The 20,825-nt window shown below is 72.9% G+C and carries 17 protein-coding genes and 1 pseudogene; 10 read left to right on the top strand and 8 right to left on the bottom strand.

The window, feature by feature from the left end:
- Positions 1 to 159 precede the first annotated feature (159 nt).
- The 3 genes from ACH4KB_RS23225 (at position 160) to ACH4KB_RS23215 (ending at position 6,007) form a co-directional block, all read left to right on the top strand.
- Positions 160 to 3,627 (top strand): DNA polymerase III subunit alpha, encoded by a 3,468-nt coding sequence (locus tag ACH4KB_RS23225; protein WP_398067795.1) that lies wholly within the window; start codon positions 160 to 162, stop codon positions 3,625 to 3,627.
- Entirely contained in the window at positions 3,624 to 4,631 is a 1,008-nt protein-coding gene (locus tag ACH4KB_RS23220; protein ID WP_398067794.1) for a hypothetical protein, read from the top strand. Before ACH4KB_RS23225 ends, ACH4KB_RS23220 begins: the two co-directional genes overlap by 4 nt.
- 167 nt (positions 4,632 to 4,798) lie before the next feature.
- Entirely contained in the window at positions 4,799 to 6,007 is a 1,209-nt protein-coding gene (locus ACH4KB_RS23215) for an esterase/lipase family protein (RefSeq protein WP_398067793.1), read from the top strand.
- 205 nt (positions 6,008 to 6,212) lie between these two features.
- Here the strand turns inward: ACH4KB_RS23215 and ACH4KB_RS23210 are convergent, their stop codons facing one another.
- Positions 6,213 to 6,722, bottom strand: a complete 510-nt coding sequence (locus tag ACH4KB_RS23210; RefSeq protein ID WP_398067792.1) for a GbsR/MarR family transcriptional regulator — start codon at positions 6,720 to 6,722, stop codon at positions 6,213 to 6,215.
- Positions 6,723 to 6,845: 123 nt separating this feature from the next.
- Here ACH4KB_RS23210 and ACH4KB_RS23205 point away from each other — a divergent pair, with 123 nt between their 5' ends.
- Positions 6,846 to 7,841: an ATP-binding cassette domain-containing protein gene (locus tag ACH4KB_RS23205; RefSeq protein WP_398067791.1), complete on the top strand. Its 996-nt coding sequence runs from the start codon at positions 6,846 to 6,848 to the stop codon at positions 7,839 to 7,841.
- The gene (locus ACH4KB_RS23200; protein ID WP_398067790.1) at positions 7,838 to 9,499 is read left to right on the top strand and encodes an ABC transporter permease; all 1,662 of its coding nucleotides are present in this window, start codon (positions 7,838 to 7,840) and stop codon (positions 9,497 to 9,499) included. The genes ACH4KB_RS23205 and ACH4KB_RS23200 overlap by 4 nt, the downstream gene beginning before the upstream one ends.
- Positions 9,500 to 9,527: 28 nt before the next feature.
- On the opposite strand, the gene ACH4KB_RS23195 is transcribed toward ACH4KB_RS23200, so the two are convergent.
- Positions 9,528 to 10,967: a hypothetical protein gene (locus ACH4KB_RS23195; RefSeq protein ID WP_398067789.1), complete on the bottom strand. Its 1,440-nt coding sequence runs from the start codon at positions 10,965 to 10,967 to the stop codon at positions 9,528 to 9,530.
- Between the two features lie 194 nt (positions 10,968 to 11,161).
- Between ACH4KB_RS23195 and ACH4KB_RS23190 the strand changes: the two genes are divergently transcribed.
- Positions 11,162 to 12,433, top strand: a complete 1,272-nt coding sequence (locus tag ACH4KB_RS23190) for a molybdopterin-dependent oxidoreductase (protein WP_398067788.1) — start codon at positions 11,162 to 11,164, stop codon at positions 12,431 to 12,433.
- A gap of 394 nt (positions 12,434 to 12,827) precedes the next feature.
- Here ACH4KB_RS23190 and ACH4KB_RS23185 read toward each other — a convergent pair whose 3' ends face one another.
- The 3 genes from ACH4KB_RS23185 to ACH4KB_RS23175 are packed head-to-tail and all read right to left on the bottom strand — an operon-like array spanning position 12,828 to position 15,105.
- Positions 12,828 to 13,697: a class I SAM-dependent methyltransferase gene (locus ACH4KB_RS23185; protein WP_398067787.1), complete on the bottom strand. Its 870-nt coding sequence runs from the start codon at positions 13,695 to 13,697 to the stop codon at positions 12,828 to 12,830.
- Positions 13,694 to 14,341 (bottom strand): DUF2064 domain-containing protein, encoded by a 648-nt coding sequence (locus ACH4KB_RS23180; protein WP_398067786.1) that lies wholly within the window; start codon positions 14,339 to 14,341, stop codon positions 13,694 to 13,696. Before ACH4KB_RS23180 ends, ACH4KB_RS23185 begins: the two co-directional genes overlap by 4 nt.
- Positions 14,338 to 15,105, bottom strand: coding sequence for a glycosyltransferase family 2 protein (locus ACH4KB_RS23175; protein WP_398067785.1), 768 nt, complete (start codon positions 15,103 to 15,105; stop codon positions 14,338 to 14,340). The genes ACH4KB_RS23180 and ACH4KB_RS23175 overlap by 4 nt, the downstream gene beginning before the upstream one ends.
- Before the next feature lie 119 nt (positions 15,106 to 15,224).
- Here ACH4KB_RS23175 and ACH4KB_RS23170 point away from each other — a divergent pair, with 119 nt between their 5' ends.
- On the top strand, positions 15,225 to 15,998 hold the full coding sequence (locus ACH4KB_RS23170) for a response regulator transcription factor (protein ID WP_398067784.1): 774 nt from the start codon (positions 15,225 to 15,227) through the stop codon (positions 15,996 to 15,998).
- A 19-nt stretch (positions 15,999 to 16,017) separates the two neighbouring features.
- A pseudogene (locus tag ACH4KB_RS23165) lies at positions 16,018 to 16,385 on the top strand (two-component sensor histidine kinase); the annotation flags it as partial.
- 109 nt (positions 16,386 to 16,494) lie between these two features.
- On the opposite strand, the gene ACH4KB_RS23160 reads toward ACH4KB_RS23165, so the two are convergent.
- Positions 16,495 to 17,592: an NAD-dependent epimerase/dehydratase family protein gene (locus ACH4KB_RS23160; protein WP_398067783.1), complete on the bottom strand. Its 1,098-nt coding sequence runs from the start codon at positions 17,590 to 17,592 to the stop codon at positions 16,495 to 16,497.
- A gap of 87 nt (positions 17,593 to 17,679) precedes the next feature.
- Positions 17,680 to 18,192, bottom strand: coding sequence for a nitroreductase family deazaflavin-dependent oxidoreductase (locus ACH4KB_RS23155; protein WP_398067782.1), 513 nt, complete (start codon positions 18,190 to 18,192; stop codon positions 17,680 to 17,682).
- A gap of 154 nt (positions 18,193 to 18,346) precedes the next feature.
- Here ACH4KB_RS23155 and ACH4KB_RS23150 point away from each other — a divergent pair, with 154 nt between their 5' ends.
- The gene (locus ACH4KB_RS23150; RefSeq protein WP_398067781.1) at positions 18,347 to 18,877 is read left to right on the top strand and encodes a MarR family winged helix-turn-helix transcriptional regulator; all 531 of its coding nucleotides are present in this window, start codon (positions 18,347 to 18,349) and stop codon (positions 18,875 to 18,877) included.
- A 128-nt stretch (positions 18,878 to 19,005) separates the two neighbouring features.
- Complete coding sequence (locus tag ACH4KB_RS23145) at positions 19,006 to 19,656, top strand: hypothetical protein (protein ID WP_398067780.1); 651 nt, start codon at positions 19,006 to 19,008, stop codon at positions 19,654 to 19,656.
- On the opposite strand, the gene ACH4KB_RS23140 is transcribed toward ACH4KB_RS23145, so the two are convergent.
- Positions 19,640 to 20,587, bottom strand: a complete 948-nt coding sequence (locus ACH4KB_RS23140; protein WP_398067779.1) for a methionyl-tRNA formyltransferase — start codon at positions 20,585 to 20,587, stop codon at positions 19,640 to 19,642. The genes ACH4KB_RS23145 and ACH4KB_RS23140 overlap by 17 nt on opposite strands.
- Positions 20,588 to 20,825: the final 238 nt, after the last annotated feature.

Here is a 20,825-nt window from a genome sequence, read left to right as displayed (position 1 = left end):
CGGGGTGTGCTCTCACGGGAGGGCGACTTCTCGCCACATCAAGATCGGTTGGCTGAAACTGCTCTATCGAACTATTGTGCGAATGGATCGGATGCAGCGTTCTGACAGCAGGACGCCAGACGAGCAGGGGGTGCCAGAGCAGATTCGGAGGTGCGCGCGATGGCTGTTTTCACGCATCTCCACGTCGCTTCGGGGTTCTCCGCCCGCTACGGCGCCTCGCATCCGCAGGACCTGGTGCGCCGGGCGGCGGAGCTCGGCATGGGTGCTCTCGCGCTGACCGACCGGGACAGTGTCACCGGTGCCGTGCGGCACGCGAAGGCGTGCCTGAGCGTCGGGGTACGCCCGATCTTCGGGGTGGATCTCGCCGTCCCGGCGTTCGACACGGCAACGGCTCCTCGCCGCTCGCGGACGCCGGTCCGCGGTGGCGGGCACGTGGTGGAGCCGCGTCTGAGGATCACGCTGCTGGCAGGTTCCGTGAGCGGGTGGGCGCGTATCTGCCGTCTCGTCTCCGCGGCCTACGCGCATCCGGTCGACGGCTTTCCGGTCGCCTCGTGGGAGGCGCTGCGGGAGGGCTTGGGCGAGGATGTGGTGACGATCCTCGGGCCGGCCTCCGAGCCTGTACGCGCGCTGGCCGCCGGGCGGCCGGACGTCGCGGAAAGGCTGCTCGTCCCGTGGCAGGAGATCGCGGGCCGGGGACTTCTTCGGCTGGAGGCGGTCGCCTACGGACTGTCCGGACTGGGCGCGGGATCGGTGCGGCTGGCCGCGCACACCCTTGCTCTGGGCGACCGGCTCGGCATCCCGACGGTGCTCACCAACGCGGTGCGGTACGAGCGGCGCGAGCAGCACCGCCTGGCCGACGTGCTGGACGCCGCCCGGCTGCTGCGTCCGATCCCGCAGCGGGGACCGCTCGACCCGGGCGAGCGGTATCTGAAGTCCGGGGCCGAGATGGCCGAGGTGGCGGAGCGGGTGGCCGCGGCCGCGAGCGCCCCGGCCGGCCGAGGGCGGCGTCTGATCGAGGAGACGGCAGCCACCGCCGAACAGTGCGCGGTGGACCCGGTGCGCGACCTCGGCCTGGGACGGGCACACTTCCCCGAGCCGTCCGTGGTGGGAGCCGGAACCCGGCCGGGGGACGGGATGCGGTTGCTGCGGCAGCGCAGCGAGGCCGGGATGACCGCCCGCGGCCTCGACCGGGACGTACGGGCGATGGACCGGCTCGGCTACGAGCTCGGGGTGATCGAACGCCTCGGATACGAGGCGTACTTCCTCGCGGTGGCCCAGGTCGTCGCGGATGTGCGGTCCATGGGGATCCGGGTCGCCGCCCGCGGCTCCGGTGCCGGGTCCATGGTCAACCACAGCCTGTTCATCGCCACGGCCAACCCGCTCTCGCACCGGCTCCTGTTCGAACGCTTTCTCAGCGAGCGCCGCACCGCCCTGCCGGACATCGACCTCGATGTCGAGTCGGACCGGCGCCTGGAGGTCTACGACCGGATCTTCGAACGGTTCGGCTCCGAGCGCGTGGCGGTCACCGGGATGCCGGAGACCTACCGCGCCCGTCACGCCCTGCGCGATACGGGGCTCGCGCTCGGCATCCGCCCGCAGACCGTCGACAGGATCGCCAAGAGCTTTCCGCACATCCGCGCGTGCGACATCGGCTCCGCCCTGTCCGAACTGCCCGAACTACGGCAGCTCGCGTCCGAGGCCGACCAGTACGGTCCGCTGTGGGAGCTGGCCGAGGGCCTGGACGCCCTGCCGCGCGGCTTCGCCATGCACCCGTGCGGCGTGATCCTTTCCGACGCGAGCCTGCTCGGCCGCCTCCCGGTGCAGCCCGCTCCGGGAGGCGCGTATCCGACGGTGCAGGCCGACAAGCACGATGTCGAAGACCTCGGCCTGCTGAAGCTCGATGTCCTCGGCGTGCGCATGCAGTCGGCGATGGCGCACTCGGTCGCCGAGATCCGTCGCACCACAGGCCGGCACATCGACCTCGACAGTCCCGACCACGTCGACCTCGCCGACGAGTCCACCTTCGAACTGATCCGCAGTACCAAGGTGCTGGGCTGCTTCCAGCTCGAGAGCCCAGGCCAGCAGGATCTCATCGCGAGACTCCAGCCACGGCACATGCAGGACGTGATCGCCGACATCAGCCTCTTCAGGCCCGGCCCGGTCGCCGGGGGCATGCCCGCGAAATTCATCGCCGCCCGGCACGGGGCCGAGAAGCCGCGTTATCCCCACCCCGACCTTGTACCGATCATGGACGACACGTACGGGGTGGTGATCTGGCACGAACAGATCATGATGATCCTGGCCACGATGACCGGCTGCGACCGTGCGGCCTCGGACGTCGCACGCCGCGCCCTCGCCGACGCCGGACGGCTGCCGAAGGTGGAGGCGTGGTTTCGCCGCTGCGCCGGCGAGCGCGGCTACCCCCCGGACGTGATCGGCGAAGTCTGGGGCATCGTGAAGGAGTTCGGGGCGTACGGATTCTGCCGCGCGCACGCCGTGGCCTTCGCGGTCCCGGCCGTCCAGTCGGCGTGGCTCAAAACGCACTACCCCGCCGCGTTCTTCGCCGGGCTGCTCCAGCACGACCCCGGCATGTGGGCGCCCCGCGTCCTGGTCCAGGACGCGAAGCAGTTCGGAGTGGCGATCCTGCCGGTCGACGTCAACACCTCCCGCAGCGCACACAGCGTCGAGCCGACCGCGAACGGCTGGGGCGTACGGCTCGCGTTGTCCACGGTGCGCGGGATCACCGAGGCGGAGAGCGCCCGCATCGAAGCCGGGCAGCCGTACGCCGGGTTGCAGGATCTGTGGTTGCGCGCCCGCCCGTCCCTGCCTCTCGCCCAGCGCCTCATCAAGATCGGAGCTCTCGCTCCGCTGCAAGGCGGGCTGACCCGGCGGGACCTGCTGTTGCAGGCCGCCGAGCTGCACCGCTCCGCACGCAACCGGACCGCGATCGACGGCCAACTGCCGCTCGGCGACGAGACGCACGCGGGCGAGCCGGCCGGGCTGCCCGAGATGACCGGCCGCGACGTGATGAGCGCCGAGATCGACGTGCTCTCCATCGACGTCAGCCGTCATCTGCTCGAACACCACCACCGCCTGCTCGCCGAGCTCGGCGCGACCGACGCCCACCACGTGCAGGCGATGCACCGCGGACAGCAGGTGCTGGTCGCCGGCGTGCGGGCATCGACCCAGACGCCGCCGATCCCGTCGGGCAAGAGGGTCATCTTCGTGACCCTGGAGGACGGCTCCGGCCTCGTGGACCTCGCGTTCTTCGAGGACTCCCACGACACCTGCGCGCACACGGTCTTCCACTCCGGCCTGCTCCTGGTCCGCGGGGTCGTCGAGGAACGCGGCCCCCGGCGCACCGTGGTCGGGCAGGCGGCCTGGGACCTGGAGGAAGTCGCCACCACCCGCCGCGACCTGGGCCCCGAAGCCGCGCTTGGCCTGCTCGGCCGCACCGCACCCGCCCCCACACCCGCCCGCGGTGACAGCACACCGGGTGCGGGCCGGACACTCGAAGACGGAACGGCCGGGGCGAAGCTCAACGCCTGGAGCGATCTGCGGCCCGCCGGGTCCGGCTCCGCCGACCTGCGGCGCCTGGGACATCGATCTCCCGGATCGGCGGGGTGAGCGCCATGACCACCCGAGCCCGAAGCATCCTGCGCATCCAGCTCCACGACCTCGGCCCGGCCGGCCAGGAGACGTACGAGCGGGCCCTCGCGCTGCTGCGCGATCTCACCCCGCTGGTGCAGGCCCTCCCGCCGGACGCCGCCGACCTCGATGTCACCGGTGCCCTGCGGTTCTTCGACCGGGACACGGGTGGCCTGGCGGCCATGGCCGCACTCCGCCTGGCCGCACACCTCGGGCTACGCGCGACGATCGGCGCCGGCCCGAACCGGATGCTGGCCGCGATGGCGGCCGACACGACCGCCCCCGGCCAGGTCACCGTCGTCGCCCCGGACCCCGAGGCAGTCGCCGCGTTTCTCCGTCCCAAGCCTGTCGGCGCCCTCTACGGGGTCGGCCCGGCCACCGCCCGTACGCTGGGGGAGTACGGCCTCCACCGCATCGGCGACCTTCTCGGCGTACCGCTGCTGACGTTGCAGCGCATTCTCGGCAAGGCCACCGCCGTGACGCTGTCGCAACGGGCCCGCGGCCTGGACCCGCGCCCGGTCACCTCCGAGACGGCGCCCAGGTCCACCGGTTTCTCCCACGAGTTCAGCCACGACGAGCTCGACCCCGCCGCACACCGCCGTGCCCTGCTCGACCTCTGTGAACGTATCGGGCTGCGGCTGCGCACCACCGGCCAGGTCGCCGCGCGGCTCGCGCTGAGCATCTCGTACGCCGACGGCGCCACGACGCAGCGCTCGCGCACGCTGGAGGAGTACACCGCTCACACCCCGGCACTCGGCGTCGCCGCGTACGACCTGTACTCCCGCTTCGGGCTGCAGCGCGCCCGTGTCCGCACGATCACGGTTCGCGCGGACGTCACCGATGCCCAGTACGCCGTCCAGCAGCTGCTCCTGGACCCGGCGGACGGCAAACGGCGCCGCATCGAGAAGGCCGCCGACCGGGCGCGGGCCCGCTTCGGCGATCAGGCGGTCCGCCCGGGCACCCTCGCCCGGCCGCGGTGGTGACCGCTGCCCTCCACCGCCTGGCGGTGCTGGAGCATCTGCCGGACGCACGGAACGCGTTTTTCGCTCATGATCATCAGATGTGGTGAACACCCCAACTCCCAGGAGTGATACGCCCATATCGCCCACCATGATGAGGTCGTCCCGCCCACTTCCCCAGGAGTACGACGATGTCAGAGACGTCCGAACCCAATGTCGGCGCCTTCACCCTCGGCGGCCCGCTCGCCGCTGAGCCGGCCGGGCCCGTCGAGGTACCGGAGCACGAGGAATGGCCCCTGCCGAACGGCTTCGCCTGGGTCTTCCCCGGCGAGGGCAACCGGGGCGGCATTGTTCGGCCCGTGATCATGGCCGACGGCTTCAACCTCGGCCGGAGCAAGCTCGACGTGCTCCACCACGGGCTGGAGAGCGGCAGCTTCCCGTTCATCAGCGAGCTGCGCCGCCGCGGCAGGGACGTGATCCTCGTCGGCTTCGAGGAGCGCAGCGCGTCGATCCTGGAGAACGCGGAGACGGTGGTGGCCGCCATCCTGCGCACATCCGCCCAGCAGTCGGGTGACGCCCGCCTGGTCGTCGGTGGCTTCAGCATGGGAGGCATCGTCACCCGCTACGCACTGGCCAAGCTGGAGACGCAGCGGGTGGACCACAGGACCGCACTGTACTTCTCCTACGACAGCCCGCACCGCGGCGCTTCCATCCCCGTCGGTGTGCAGGCGTTCTCCCACTTCATCCCCTTCCCGAACGACTTCGCGAAGCAGATGAACAGCCCGGCCGCGCGCCAGATGCTGTGGCAGCACTACGACAAGGACACCGAGAAGATCACGGTCGCCCCGGAGCGCACGGAGTTCCTGGACGCGCTGGAGCGCGTCGGCAACTGGCCGCAGATCCCGATGAGGATCGCCGTGGCCAACGGCCGTGGCGACGGCATCGGGCTGCCGGACGTGAAGCCCGGCGAGGTCGCACTGCGGATCGACCGGATCTACCCCGGCACCACCTTCTACACCCAGGCCCAGGGCGACGACGTGACGGCCGCGTACCTGAACCGCAGGTTCCCCAAGGCCGAGAAGACCATCGCGACCGACGACTTCCCGGAACTGGACGGCGCGCCGGGCGGAACCCTGCACACGTACAAGATCCTCTCCGGGGCGATGGAGAAGCTCGGCGGCAAGGTCGATCTGCGGCACGAGGACGTCTCTTTCGTTCCCACGGTCAGCGCGGTCGCCGTCCGCGACATCGGGAAGCAGGACGACCTGTACGTGAACGTCGACGAGCTGGCCCCGGAGGAGAGCGAGCTGGACGACTTCCTCTGCTCGTCCACGACCACCGCGCACACGGGCATCACCGAGGAGCTGTGCACCTGGATCATGGACCGGCTCCCCAGCTGATCCTCGTCTCGCGTCCGGCGGGGCTGCCGCCCGATCGCACCCGGACGGCAGCCTTCGGCCGCGCCCACGGCCCGGCCCGGTGGCACGGACGCCGTAGCCCATGCCCGTACCGCGCGGCCATCACGGGACCCATGACTTCTCCGCCGCAACGCGTTCCCGGCACGGTCCCCGAGGACGTGCTGCGGCCAGGCCGGGCGGTGCTTTCTCAGCCGCCCAGGTGTTCGGCCCGATGCGCGGCCCAACGTCCCATCATCGACCCGAGTTCCTTCTCCAGGAACCGGAAGAACTCCAGGGTGTCGTTGATCCGGCGTCCCTGCGGGGTGTCGAGGCCGAACCGGTCCACGCCCTCCTCCATCGTGGCCTGCCAGTTCTTCAGGATGGTGTCCCGATTCAGCAACGCCACGTACCACTGGTCGCCCTGCACGCGATAGCGCTCACGCCGGGATCCGGGCTCCCGCTCGCGGCTGACCATGTTGACCTGGGCGAGATAGCGGACGGCTCCCGAGACGGCCGCCGGGCTGATCTTCAGCCGCTCGCTCAGCTCGGCGGAGGCGAGTGCTCCCCGCTCCGACGAGAGCAGGGAGGCGAAGACCCTGGCCGGCATGCGTGCCATGCCCGCCTGGACCAGCTGGGCGGCGAAGCGCTCCACGAACAGGGAGACGGCCGTTTCATCGACGCCGCCGTCCACGCGGCTCTCTTTCCGCCGCTCATCCATGCTCCGACCCCGGTCCCTGTGGTTCCTGGCGCTCCTGCGCGCCCGCGCCTCCGGCCAGTCTATCGAGTGATTCATACGGTTTCTTAACTTCACACATTTCTGAAAGAAGCGTACTTTCGAAATATGAAGAAGGCAATCACCGTCGCCGGACTGCACAAGTCGTTCGGCCGGACGCACGCCCTCACCGGTCTCGACCTCGACGTCGAAGCGGGTGAGGTCCACGGCTTCCTCGGACCCAACGGGGCCGGCAAGTCCACGACGATCCGCATCCTGCTGGGGCTGCTGCGCGCCGACTCCGGCGGGGCCCAGCTCCTCGGCAAGGACCCGTGGAAGGACGCGGTCGAACTGCACCGGCGGCTCGCCTACGTCCCCGGGGACGTGGAGCTGTGGCCCGGCCTCACCGGAGGAGAGGCCATCGACCTGCTGGCGAAGCTGCGCGGGGGCCTCGACCGGCGCAGGCGCGACGAACTCATCGAACGGTTCGACCTCGATCCGGTCAAGAAGGGCCGCGCCTACTCCAAGGGCAACCGGCAGAAGGTCGCCATCGTCGCCGCGCTCGCCTCCGACGCCGAACTGCTCCTCCTCGACGAGCCCACGGCGGGCCTCGACCCCCTGATGGAGGTCGTCTTCCAGGACGTCATCCTTCAGGCCAAGGCGGCGGGGAAGACCGTGCTGCTCTCCAGCCACATCCTGGCCCAGGTGGAGAAGCTCTGCGACCGCGTCAGCATCGTCCGCCGGGGCCGCACCGTACAGTCGGGCACCCTCGGTGAGATGCGCCACCTCACGCGCACGGCCGTCGAGGCCGAGACCGAGCGCCCGGCCACCGGACTCGACGCCATGCCCGGTGTGCACGGGCTGAAGGTGATGGACCGGAGAGTGAACTTCGCCGTGGACGGAGTACACCTGGACGCCGCGATCCGCAGGCTCGGAGAGTTCGGCATCCGGAGCCTGACCAGCCACCCGCCGACGCTCGAAGAGCTGATGCTGCGCCACTACGGCGACGAGCTCGCCTCCAACGGCCGTACGGGCAACGGCGACCCCGCGCCCTCCGACGCGCCGACGCACTCCGACGGGTCCCCCTCCACCTCCACCGGCGGGAAGGGGGGCGTTCCCCGATGACCAGCACCGTCGCGCCGCTCGACGCCTCCGGAAGGTCAGCGCCCACCAGGGCCGCCTCCGTCGCCTTCACCGGCACCGGGACCCTGGTCCGGTTCGGACTGCGCCGTGACCGCGTCCGCATGTCCGTATGGCTGCTCGCCCTCACCCTGGGCACGCTGGCCACGGCGTCCGAGTACAAGGCGCTGTACTCCACTCCCGAAGAACGCGTCACCGCCGTCGGCTCCATGGACAGCCCCGCCGCGCTCGCCATGACCGGCCCTCGTCACTATCTCTCCGACTACACCGCCGGAGCGATGCTCGGTCACCAACTGCTCGGCTTCATGGCCGTCCTGGTGGGTCTGATGAGCATCCTGATCGTCACCCGCCACACCCGCGACGAGGAGGAGACCGGCCGCGCCGAACTGGTCCGCTCCACCGTCGTCGGGCACCACGCCCACCTCGCCTCCGCCCTGGCGCTCGCCGTCGTGGCCAACCTCGCGCTCGCCCTGCTGCTGGCCCTGGGCCTCACCGCGTCGGGCATCGACGGAATCGGTCCCGGCGGGGCGCTGCTGTACGGCCTCACCCATGCCGCGATCGGGCTCGTCTTCGCCGGGGTCGCCGCGGTCACCGCACAGATCACGGCGCACACCCGGGGCGCCTCGGGCATGGCGCTCGCGGCGATCGGCGCCGCCTACGTGCTGCGGGCCTCCGGCGACGTGGGCAACGACGCCCTGTCCTGGCTGAGCCCGATCGGCTGGGTCCAGCGCACCTACGTCTTCGTCGACGACCGGTGGTGGCCGTTGGCGCTCTGCCTGGCACTCGCCGCGCTGACCGCGGCGTACGGATTCGTCCTGAGCACCCGCCGCGATGTCGGCGCGGGCCTGCGCGCCGCGCGGCTCGGCCGGCGTACGGCCTCCGACGCCCTCACCCGGCCCTTCGGCTTCGCCCTGCGGCTGCACCGGGCGACCCTGCTGGGCTTCGCCGCCGGGCTGTGCCTGATGGGCGTCATGTACGGCTCGATCCTCGGTGAGGCAGCCGACATGGTGAAGGACATCGAACAGGTCCAGGAGGCACTGGCGAAGATCGGCGGCAGCACCGTGGCCGAGTCGTTCGCGTCCATGGTGATGGTGGTCGTCGCGGTGGTCGCCGCCGTGTACGTGGTGATGGCCGCGCTGCGACCGCGCGCCGAGGAGAGCGCCGGCCGCGCCGAACCGCTCCTGGCCACCGGCCTCTCCCGGAACCGCTGGCTCGGAAGCCACGTCGCCGTCGCACTGGCCGGCGGCACCGCCCTGCTGCTCCTCGCCGGACTGGGCTTCGGCCTCTCGGGCACGGCGTCGACGGGGGACGGGGGCCTGCTCCTCGACCTGGTCGGAGCGGCCGCCGCGTACGCCCCCGCCCTGTGGGTGACCGTCGGCGTGGCCGTCCTGCTCTTCGGCTGGTTCCCGCGTGCGGGAGCGGTGGCGTGGATCGTGCCCGTGTACGCGTTCCTCGTCGGGTACCTGGGGCCGATCCTCCAGCTCCCGGACCGGATGGAGAACCTGTCGCCCTTCGGCCATGTGCCGCGACTCCCGGCCGCCGGGATGGACTGGACCCCGCTGCTCGCCCTGACCGCCGTCGCCGCCGGACTGATCCTGCTGGGGCTGATGGGCTTCCGCCGCCGGGACCTGGAGACCAAGTGACTTACCCGGGTGCTGTGCTGATGTCGCATCACCATCCGGTCCACAGCAGGTGATTGATCAGCAGTGCCGGAATCGCCGACGCGGCCAGCCACCACCGCACACCCCGGCGGGGGAGCAGCGCCGTCGCCGGCAGCAGCCACAGCAGGAACGGCTGCCAGATGCGCTCGGTCTCCGCCTTGCTCATGCCGGAGAGGTCGGCGGCGAGCAGCGCCGCCAGCGCCGCCAGGACGAGCAACGCGAGCCTCGCTTCCGGGGAGGCCGCCGCGGAGCCGCCCCGCAGCGCCCGTACGGCGCCGGGCGCGGCCGCCGCGCTCCGGCGCAGGCCGGCGACGGCGGCGAGCCCGGCCGCGAGGGTCGCGCAGGCCAGGTTGGCCCAGACCCAGTAGCCGTACGGGCGGACGCCGCCCGCGCCCTGGTAGTAGCGCTCGACCAACAGATGGTAGGCGGTCCACCAGTTGAACCCGGCGAGCGTGAAGGCCACCGGGACCACGAGGGCGCCGAGCAGGAACCACGGCACCGGGCGGGCGGTCCGTGCGAGCACCAGCACCGCCAGCAGGACGGCCGCCATCAGCCCCAGCCCGTAACTGAGATAGCAGGTCCACCCGAACAGCAGACCCCCGCCGACCGCCGCCACGGCAGGGAAGCGGACCCGGCGGGTGGCGGCCAGCGCGAGCAGCGCCACCGACCAGGCGGCCACGGCCGTGAAGTAGCCGTCGGCGGAGACGCCCGCCCAGACGGCGGCCGGGGCGAGGACGAGGAAGGGCGCGGCACGCCTGGCCAGGCGCTCATCGGTCAGCACGCGCACGGTGATCAGGGCGGCCAGGACCCCCGAGGTGCCCACCACGACGCAGAAGACGGCCGCCCAGGCGCCGCCGCCGAGACCGATGCGGTCCAGCCACACGAAGGTCAGCGTCGCCCCCGGCGGGTGCCCGGCGACATGCGCGGGCCAGTTGCCGGGCTCGCCGATCACGATGTGGTTCGTGAAGTCGCGCAGAGTGGCGGGAATGTCCTCGAAACGGTCGATGACCCGGAGGTACTCGTGCTTCGTGGTGAGCCGCTTCGCGACGCCCCGGTGCCAGCCGTCGATCAGCGCCATCGAGAAGACCCAGGCCATCGACCCGGTCCAGGCCGCGGCCAGCAGCCCGCGCCAGGGCAGCCGGGCGGCGAGCGCCGGGCCGTGAACGACCACCAGGACCGCCATGACCAGAGCGGCCGGAGTGCCCGGCCCCAGGTGAGGGTCCCAGGAGGCCAGCAGCGGCGGCCACTGGGCGCGCAGACTCCCGTCCCGGTTCTGGATGACATGGCCGACGACCACAGCGGCCGTGACCAGCAGCACGCCCACGGCTGCGGCGACCAGGTCGGCCCGGACCGCGCGCCGGGCGCGGTCGCGGTCGCGGTCCGGTGGTGCGGGCGGGCCGTGCCCCGTGCCGCCGGCGGTGTTCGTGGGGGTGGCGTCCTCGGTCTTCACGCTGGCACGCTATGCACACCGGGGCCCGATCGGGCGGTACGGCAGGGCCGCGTCACCGAACCGTCAGATTCGCCCTTCCAGCGGCGACGACCGTGGCGGCGATGCCCGCCTCCCCGCCCTGCCGCCACGACGTCAGAATTCCGTCAGGAGTCGCGTCCGCCCGTCGACACCGATCCCCGCCTAGCGTCGGCCCCATGCCCGAACGCCGTCGTATCCGCTTCCTCCCCGACTCCCTCCGCGCCCCGCGCACCCCTGCCGACCCGGCATTCTGGCGCAGCCCCGTGCGCGGAGTGCGTTTCACCGCCGTGCTCGGCGTCATCCTGCTCGCCGGACTCACCCTGCTGTTCGTCACGGGTCTGCTCTCGTACGCGGCCTACAACCCCGACCTGAACCGGGTCAACGACAAGACCCCGGGCAAGGGGTGGCTCGGCTTCTACCTGTTCTCCTGGCCGACCGGCCCGCACTGGCTCTACCGGCTGACCCAGGGCCTGCACGTCACCGTCGGCATCGTGCTCGTGCCCGTCCTGCTCGCCAAGCTCTGGTCCGTGGTCCCCCGGCTCTTCGCGTTGCCGCCCGCCCGCTCCGTGGGCCACGCCCTGGAGCGGATCTCGCTGCTGCTGCTCGTGGGCGGGGCGCTGTTCGAATTCCTCACCGGACTGCTGAACATCCAGCTGGACTACCTCTTCCCCGGGTCGTTCTACACCCTGCACTTCTACGGGGCCTGGGTCTTCCTCGCCGGGTTCGTCACCCATGTGGCGCTCAAGACGCCCCAGGCCGTACGGGTGTTGCGAGGCGGCATCCCGCGCGGCGAACCGGACACGCTGGCCGCCCCCGACCCGCTGCCCCCCACCCTGTCCCGGCGCGGCGCGCTGGCCCTCGTGGGGGCCGGTTCACTCCTTCTGCTGGTCACCTCGGCCGGCCGCAGCTTCGACGGGCCGCTGCGCCGCATCGCCCTTCTCACCCCGCGCGGCGGCACCGACCCGGGGCCCGGCCCCAACGCCTTCCAGATCAACAAGACCGCCGCCGCCGTACGGATCACGCCCGCCGACACCGGTGAGCGCTGGCGGCTGACGGTACGGGGGCCGGCCGGGGAGTTCCGCTTCACCCGGGCCGAGCTGCTGGCCATGGAGCAGCACAGCGCCGCGCTCCCGATCGCCTGCGTGGAGGGCTGGTCGACCTCGGACCAGCGGTGGCGCGGGGTGCGGCTCTCCGACCTGGCGGAGCTCGCCGGATACCCGGACCGGCCGCCTGGCGTGTTCGTCGAGTCGCTCCAGCGCAGCGGCTCGTTCCGCAAGGCCGCGCTGCGCGACAACCAGGTCCGCGACGGCCGCTCGCTGCTCGCGCTGGAGGTGAACGGCGCACCGCTGTCGCCCGACCACGGCTACCCGGCCAGGATCATCGTCCCCGCCGCGCCCGGGGTGCTGAACACCAAGTGGGTCGAGACCCTGACGTTCGGAGAGCTGTGATGTCCACCCGAGCCGTTCCGCCCGCGTCCGCCGGCCCCCGCCGCCCGCGCCTCTCGCCGCGCCGCCCGTACGGTGAGGGCCCGCTCCACCTGCTGCTGCTCGCCGCCATGTTCTGCCTGGCCGGCTACGCGGGCGTACGGCTGCTGGACGGGGACACCGTCGGCGTGCTGCTCTGGTTCGCCGGATCGGCCGTCCTGCACGATCTGGTGCTGCTGCCGGTGTACGCGGGGGCCGACCGGGCGCTGCGCGCCGCGCTCGGCCCCCGGCCGGCCCTGGTGAACTTCGTCCGGGTGCCGGCGTTCCTCTCCGGACTGCTCCTGCTGGTCTGGTTCCCGCTGATCGCCCGGCGCACCGAACGACGGTACGAGGCCGCCGCCGGCACCTCCCCGGACGTCTACTTCGGCAACTGGCTGCTGATCACCGGCGCGCTGTTCGCGCTCTCCGCGCTCTGGCTGCTGGTCCGGGCGGTCCGCTCCCGCACGGGCCGGCGCAGCGAGACGAAGGTCCGCCCCTCCGCGCCCCACTGACCGGCCGTGAGCCAGCCGCCCGCCCGGGCGTGCCGCAGCAGGGCCGGCGTGCCGATCCGCGCCCACGGGAACGGCTGGGCGTCGCGCGCGGGGGCGGTCCTTCCGTCCGTTCCGTCCCGGCCGTCGTCGAGACGGACCCGGACCCGTTCGTCCACATCGACGGGGGCGGTCTCGGCGATCAGCAGCCCGCCGACGCCGAGCAGATCGGCCGCCCGGTCCAGCAGGGCGGCCGGGTCGCCCCCGATGCCGATATTGCCGTCGAGGAGCAGAAGGGTGCCCCAACGGCCCTCCCCGGGCAGCGGTTCGAACACGCTGCGGAGCAGTGCGGCGCCGCCGAGCCCGCGTGTACGGGCCACCGCCGCCTCGCTGACATCGATGCCCAGCGCCCGGTGTCCGAGCGAGGCCAGCTCCGCGACCAGCCGCCCCGGCCCGCAGCCGATGTCCAGCACCGGGCCCTCGCACCGGTGCAGCGCGGACAGATCGGCGGAGCCCGCGACGGAACACCAGCGCTCCACGTCCAGCGGCAGCAGCCAGCCGTCGTTGCGGCGCAGGAACAACGGACCGCGGCCGGTGCGCAGGGCGTTGGCGTACGGGTCGGCGCCCCACGGAGCGGTGCGGACCGACGCGGCGCCGGGTGCGTCAGTGGATCCGACGGCCGCTCCGGGGGCGTCCGGGGTCTCGACGCGGTCGGCCGGAGCCGACGAGACGAGCCCGGACGAGGGCACGGTCGTACTCATCGCACCCCCGCCCCGGTGAGCCGGCCGAACGCCGCGGCGAACCGGCCGCCCGGCGCCGCCGACGCGACCCGGTGGGCGTCGGCAGCGGTGTCCACGTCGACCAGTACCGGCAGATCGCGCACGGCGAGCCCCGCCTCCACCAGTCTGCGCCGCTGCACCGCACCCGTTTCCGGGACGGACATCGGCACCCCGCGCAACAGGCCAGGATCGGGGACCGCCAGGCCCAGGGCCCAGAAGCCGCCGTCCTCGGCCGGACCGAACCAGGCCCCGACGCCGTCCCAGGCGCCCGGGGCGAGAGCGGGGGCGAGCAGATCGGACGTGATCTGCGGGGTGTCCATGCCGACCAGCAGGGCCGGCCCCGTACACCCGCCGAAGGCGGCGGCGAGACGCTCGTCGAGACCGCCCGCGCCCTGCGGCACCACCTCGAAGCCCGGGGGCACCCAGCGGCCCGGCCGCCCGTCGAGGACCAGGACACGCCGCCGGGCGGGCAGGGCGAGCACGGCGTCCAGGGTGTCCGCGAGGGCCGCGGCGGCGAGCTCGGCGGCCTCGGCGGGGGAGAAGGGCGGGCAGAGCCGGGTCTTGACCCGCCCCGCCACCGGCTCCTTCGCGATGACCAGGAGCTCCGTGGGCCCGTACGCGCTCATCGAACGGCCTCCGCCCCCGCGCGCCCGGCCCGGTCCGATGCCCGGCCCGCCGGTGGCTCCCGCAGCACGCCCCGCATGTCGCGCACCGCCTGCCAGGTCCCGCGCCAGGTGCCGGTGACCTTCGACTTCCCGGTGCGCGGCCGGTAGGGGACGTCGCTCTCGGCGACCCGCAGCCCGGCGTCCGAGGCCCGGACCACCATCTGGAGCGGATAGCCGCTGCGCCGGTCGGTGAGGTCCAGGGCCAGCAGATCGCCGCGGCGGGCCGCCCGCAGCGGGCCGAGGTCGTGCAGGCGCAGACCGGTGCGGCGGCGCAGCATCCGGGCCAGTGCCAGATTGCCGGCGCGCGCGTGCGGCGGCCAGGCGCCCCGGCCCTCGGGGCGGCGGCGGCCGAGCAGCAGATCGCACTCACCGTCCGCGATCCGCCGCACGAAGCCGGTCAGCAGCGCTGGGTCCAGTGAGCCGTCGCAGTCGCAGAAGCAGACGAACTCGGCCTCGGCGGCGAGCAGCCCGGCGTGGCAGGCCGCGCCGAACCCGCGCCGTTCCTCCGTGACGACGTGCGCGCCTAGGGAGCGGGCGAGCTCGGCCGAACCGTCGGTCGAGCCGTTGTCGACCACGATCGCGCGCCAGCCGTCGGGGACGCGATCGAGCACCCAGGGCAGCGCGGCCGCCTCGTCGAGGCAGGGCAGCACGATGTCGGCCCTGGGGAGGCCGGTGTGCGGGGCGGGCGGAAACGGAAGAGCGGCAGAAGAGTCGGTCACCCGCATCACCCTACGGAGACAACTCCGGCATTCAGGGCATCAGGTTCTTACGAAACAGGGACATCGGCCGGATGGGTGGCGGCCGGCCCCGGGAGTCCCGGGGCCGGGGTGCCACAGTGGAGGCCATGGAGAACACCCCGCCCGCCCGGCATCCGGCGCCCGTCCCGCAGGGGGCGCGCGGCCGGGTCCTCGTCGTGGACGACGACCCCACCGTCGCCGAGGTCGTCGTCGGCTACCTGCACCGCGCCGGCTACACCGTCGAGCAGGCCGGCGACGGTCCCGCCGCGCTGACGCGGTTCGCGGCACACCGGCCCGATCTCGTCGTCCTGGATCTGATGCTCCCCGCCATGGACGGGTTCGAGGTCTGCCGCCGGATGCGTGAGCACGGCCCGGTCCCCGTCATCATGCTCACCGCCCGCGGTGACGAGGAGGACCGCATCCTCGGACTGGAGACCGGCGCCGACGACTACGTCACCAAGCCGTTCAGCCCGCGCGAACTGGTCCTGCGGGTCGACTCCGTGCTGCGCCGCGCCCGGGCCGCCGCACCTGCGGAACGTGCCGGTCCGCTGTTCGCGGGAGGGCTGAGCCTCGACCCGGCGGCCCGGCAGGCCTACCGCGACGGGCGCGGACTGGCCCTGACGCTGCGGGAGTTCGACCTGCTCGCCTTCCTTCTCCGGCACCCCGGGAAGGCGTTCGGGCGGGAGGAGCTGATGCGGGAGGTCTGGGGATGGGACTTCGGCGACCTGTCGACGGTCACCGTCCACATCCGCAGACTGCGCGGCAAGGTCGAGACGGACCCCGCCCGCCCCCGGCTGATCCGCACCGTGTGGGGCGTGGGCTACCGCCTGGACGCCGAAGGGGACCATACGGACGAGGACGTGGCCACCGCACCCGTGTAGCCGACCGGGGCCGTTCGCGGTGAAGGACGTCCTGCTCATCGCGGTCTTCGCCCTTCTCGGCGCGGCGGCCGCAGGGCTCCTCGGCGCGGGCGTCCTGCCTCTCCCGCGGCACCGTTCGCTGGTGGTCTCGCCGAGCGTCGCCGCCGGGGTGGCCGCTCGCAGCCGTGAACCGGCCCTGGCCACGCGGTCGTGCGGTGACGGCGGTACCCCTCGCGGCGCCCGCCGGGCAGCCCACCGCCGAGCCGGCCGAACTCTCCCGCGAACTGGCCGCCACCAGTGCCGAGCTGGACAGCTCACGGAGCGGGAACGCGCTCCGAGGCCTCGCGGCGCGAACTCGTGGCATGGATCTCGCACGATCCCCGCGCCCCGCACTCCGCACTCCGCGCCCCGCACTCCGCGCCCGCGCCCCGCGCCCCGCGCCCCGCGCCCCGGGCTGCGGGTGATGGCCGAGGCGCTGGAGGACGTGCGCAACGTACAGGCGGCTGCCGCTTCGCCGTCACGCTCCCGCCAGCGTGACGGCGCTCTCCTGCCGGCTGCCCGCCGAACCACGCAGCGGGGCCGCCGCGAAGTCCTCCATCCCCTCGGCGAAGGAGACCCGGGGCCGCCAGCCCAGCTCCTCGCGCAGCGCCCGCGAGTCCGCCGTGACATGGCGGACGTCCCCGAGGCGGTACTCCCCGGTTACCACCGGGTCCGGCCCGCCGTGCGCCCCGGCCAGCGCGGCGGCCATCTCCCCGATGGTGTGCGGCTCGCCGCTGCCGGTGTTGTACGCGGCGAAGGACGCGGGCCGCCGCTCCCGTACGGCCTCCAGGGCCACCGTGTTCGCCGCCGCCACGTCCCGGACGTGGACGAAGTCGCGCCGCTGGCCCCCGTCCTCGTAGACCCGGGGGGCCTCGCCGCGTGCCAGGGCCGAGCGGAAGAACGAGGCGACACCGGCGTACGGGGTGTCGCGCGGCATGCCCGGCCCGTACACGTTGTGGTAGCGCAGCGACACCGCCCGGCCGCCCGTCGCCCGTGCCCACGCGGCGGCGAGGTGCTCCTGGGCCAGCTTCGTCGACGCGTACACGTTGCGCGGGTCCGCGGGCGCGTCCTCGGCCACCAGACCAGGCGTCAGCTCCGCCCCGCAGTCCGGGCAGCGCGGCTCGAAGTTCCCCGCCCGCAGATCGGCCTCCGCCCGCGGTCCGGGGCGGACCGTGCCGTGCCGGGGGCACGCGTAGCGGCCCTCGCCGTAGACCACCATCGACCCGGCCAGCACCAGGTCCCGGACCCCGGCAGCGGCCATCTCCGTCAGCAGCACCGCCGTACCGAGGTCGTTGCACCCCACATACAGCGGGGCGTCCGCGAAGTCCTTGCCGAGGCCGACCATGGCCGCCTGGTGGCACACGGCGTCCACCCCGGTCAGCGCGTCCGCCACCGCGCCCCGGTCCCGGACGTCCCCGACGATCACTCGGTCGCCCGGCGGCTCCGGAGGCGTGCCGCCGGCGTGGGCCGAGGGCAGCAGGGCGTCCAGCACCACGCTCTCGTGCCCGGCCGCGGCGAGTGCGGCGACGACATGTGACCCGATGAACCCGGCTCCGCCGGTGACCAGTACGCGCATGACCGCCACGCTAGGGGCCGGCGAGCCGTCGGGCCGGGCGCGGCGCGCACCCGTCACGGGTCCGTAAGGACCTGGCCGACGTCCCGGTCAGCGCACCTGCTGGCCCGGGGCCGCGTCGAGGCGCACGAAGGGGATGGCGCGGCCCGCCCGCCGGTAGGCGTCCGTACTGCCGTCGGCGACGTCCAACCCCATGAACGCGCACAGCCGGCGGGCGGTGCGGGGGCGGACGGGGGCGTAGCGGACCATGATCTCGCCGCCCTCGTCCGCGCTCGGGAAATGGGCGGTGACGGCGTAGTGGCGGTTGCCGACCTGGATCGTGGTCTTCGGCGAGGCGCGCAGGTTGCGGTACCAGGCCGCCTCGGGGCCGAAACCGGAGGCCAGGAACCAGGTCCCCTCCCCGCGGTCGTGCGCGACGACCTCCAGGGCCACCCGTCGGTCCAGGCCGCTGTTCCGGCCGATGTGGTGCAGGAGCAGCAGGCGCCGGCCGAAGACCGGGCCGAGGCCCACGCGGTAGAAGGCTATGGGCAGGCGGGCGAGGCGTCGCCGCCAGCCGCGCGGCAGGGGCGGGCGGCTGGGGCCGGTGTGTTGTCTTGGCGTCATCACAACGCCTCCTCAGGACGCGGCGGGAGTCGACGCCGCAGCGGGCCCCGGCTCAACTCTTAGTCTGTGCAATCTTTGCACAGGCTAAAGCTTGGCGGCGTGGCAGGCCGAGGGGGCGGGGCACGCCCTGCCGGGAGCAGGGTAGAAAGGTGTCATGGCCAGGAACCCGGCTCCTGCGGAGCGGATGGACGATGTGGACGCCGTGACCGGGGCGGTGCTGACGGCATCCCGGTTGCTGGTCGCGGTGTCGGCGCGCTCGCTGGCGGACGTCGAGGACCGGGTGACGCTGCCGCAGTTCCGGATGCTGGTGGTGCTGTCCTCGCGGGGGGACACCAAGCTCGTGGCGCTGGCGGAGCTGCTGCAAGTGGCGCCGTCGACAGCGATGCGCATGGTCGACCGGCTGATCGCGGCGGGCCTCGCGGACCGGCAGACCAACCCGGACAACCGCCGGGAGACGCTGCTCCGGCTCACGGAGGAGGGGCGTCGCACGGTCGGGAACGTCACCGCGCGCCGACGTCAGGAGATCGCGTCGATCGTCGAGCGCCTGGCTCCGCACCAGCGGACGGCGCTCATCGAAGCGCTCACCGACTTCAACCGGGCGGGAGGCGAGCCGCCGGCCCCGGCGCCGGACGAAGGTGCCGGACCGCACCCCCTGGGCTGGGGCGACGCGACGACGGCGGGCTGACCGGCCGGCCGGGACGTCCGTCGGCGCCCGGCTCCGCGGGCGGGCGGTCCTCCCGGACGCGCTCGCCAGGGACATCACACATATGGTTGCACCTTTAACTATTCAGGTAGTGAGAGAGGAGCGCTCCCTTGAGCGAGCGGCCGGTGGGCGACATGGCGAGTGAGCGACCGGATGCCTGGGCCGAGGCCGTGGTGGCCGGGCTGGACGCCGCGAGGGCCGCGGAACGCGCTCTGGCGGAGGCCCTGCGGCCGGCCATGTCCCTGAAGGAGGAGAAGGCGCAACGGCGGGCCGAGGCGGTCCGGGCGGCGGCCATGGGGCTCGGAGCCGAAGGCTGTGCTTCCGCCGCGGGAGTCTCCGAGCGTCTGCTCGCGTCCTGGCGGGCCGAGGACCCGGTCTTCGACGCCGCCCTGTCGGCGGCCAGGTCCCTGGCGCATGTGCATGACGTGGTACCGGACGTCGCCACCAACCCGGCAGTGCTCAGGATGGCGCTGGACGCCATCCTGGACGGCGTGCCGTTCGTCGCGGCGGGTGCTCTGGTGGGGGCGAAGCGGGATGCCTTCTATCGCCTGAGGCGAGGCAACCTCCGGCTCGGCGCGCTCTTCGGCGCCGCGCAGAGCGCGCGCCGCCGGAGCATGTCGCCGGGCCGGAAGAAGAAGGCGGAGCTCAAGGGGTACCGGCTGGTCCGCATCGACTCCTCGGCGGACCCGGGCGCCGACCGGGTCCGCCGAGCGGGCGCCGGGCGGCAGCCCGCACCCCCACGGATCAGGGGCGGGCGGTGAGGTAGCCGCCCATCGAGGTGAAGTACTCGGTCGCGGGCAGCTCGCGGCCGTCCTCGGTCCGTACGCGCGTGATCGCGAGGCCGTGGTTGCGGCCGGTGCGGGCGTCGGGCCCGGCGACGATCACCACGCCTTCGCCCTCCCGGTAGAACACCCGGCCGGGCGTGCCGCCGTAGCGGTTCTGGGACACGACGGCGGAGAGGACTTCCAGCCGCCGGCCCCGGTGGAAGGTGAAGGCGCTGGGGTAAGGGGCGGACTGGGCGCGGACGAGCCGTTCGAGATCCTCGGCGGGCCAGTTCCAGTCGATGCGGATGTCCTCGGCGGCCCGCTTGTGGAAGAAGGTCGCCTTCGACCGGTCCTGCGGGGTGAACTCGGTCTGTCCGGAGGCGATGAGGGCGAGCGCGCCGATGGTGACCGGGGCGATGAGGTCGACGGTGCGGTGGAAGAGGTCGGTGGCGGTGTCCGTCGGGCCGACCGCTACCGCCTCCTGGCGGACGATGTCGCCGGCGTCGAGTTCTTCGTCCATCAGGTGCGCGGTGACGCCGACTTCGCTCTCACCGTTGATCAGCGCCCAGATCAGCGGCGAGAATCCGGCGTACTTCGGCAGCAGCGAGTCGTGGACGTTCAGCGTGCCGTGGCGGGGGAGGCCGAAGATGCGCGGCGGTATCCAGGTCCTCCAGTTGTTGGCCACGATGATGTCCGCGTCCGCCTCCTTGAGACGCTCGAACAGCTCCTCGTCGTCCGGGCGTTCGCGGATCAGGACGGGGACCCCGTGCTCCTCGGCGAGATCGGCGACGGAGTCGCTCCAGATCTTCTCGTACGCGTGCTCACTCCTGGGGTGCGTCACGACCAGCACCACCGTGTGCTCGGATTCGAGGAGGGCCTGCAGGGTGCGGTGCCCCCAGGTCTGGTAACCGAACATGACGACCCGCATGGGTTCCTCCTCGGGGCAGGGATGGGCCGGGCAAGTAAAGCAAGCCTCACCTCAGTAGGCAACACGGCATGCCATCGACCGTGAATGACGGCCCGTCAGGAAATTGTCACCCCGGTTGCCCTATCGACAAGGCTCGTTGGTCAGCTTAGGCTCACCTAAGTCGAGGTGGGCGGTTCCGTCGGCCTGCCCGCCTTTCGTCATCAACCCCCACGCCTGACAGGCGACTTTCCCAGACGAA

The organism is Streptomyces sp. NPDC017520 (assembly GCF_044329855.1).
Taxonomy (GTDB): Bacteria; Actinomycetota; Actinomycetes; order Streptomycetales; family Streptomycetaceae; genus Streptomyces.
Note: the sequence above shows the minus strand (reverse complement) of the source record. Positions and strands in the feature narration are given on the sequence as shown.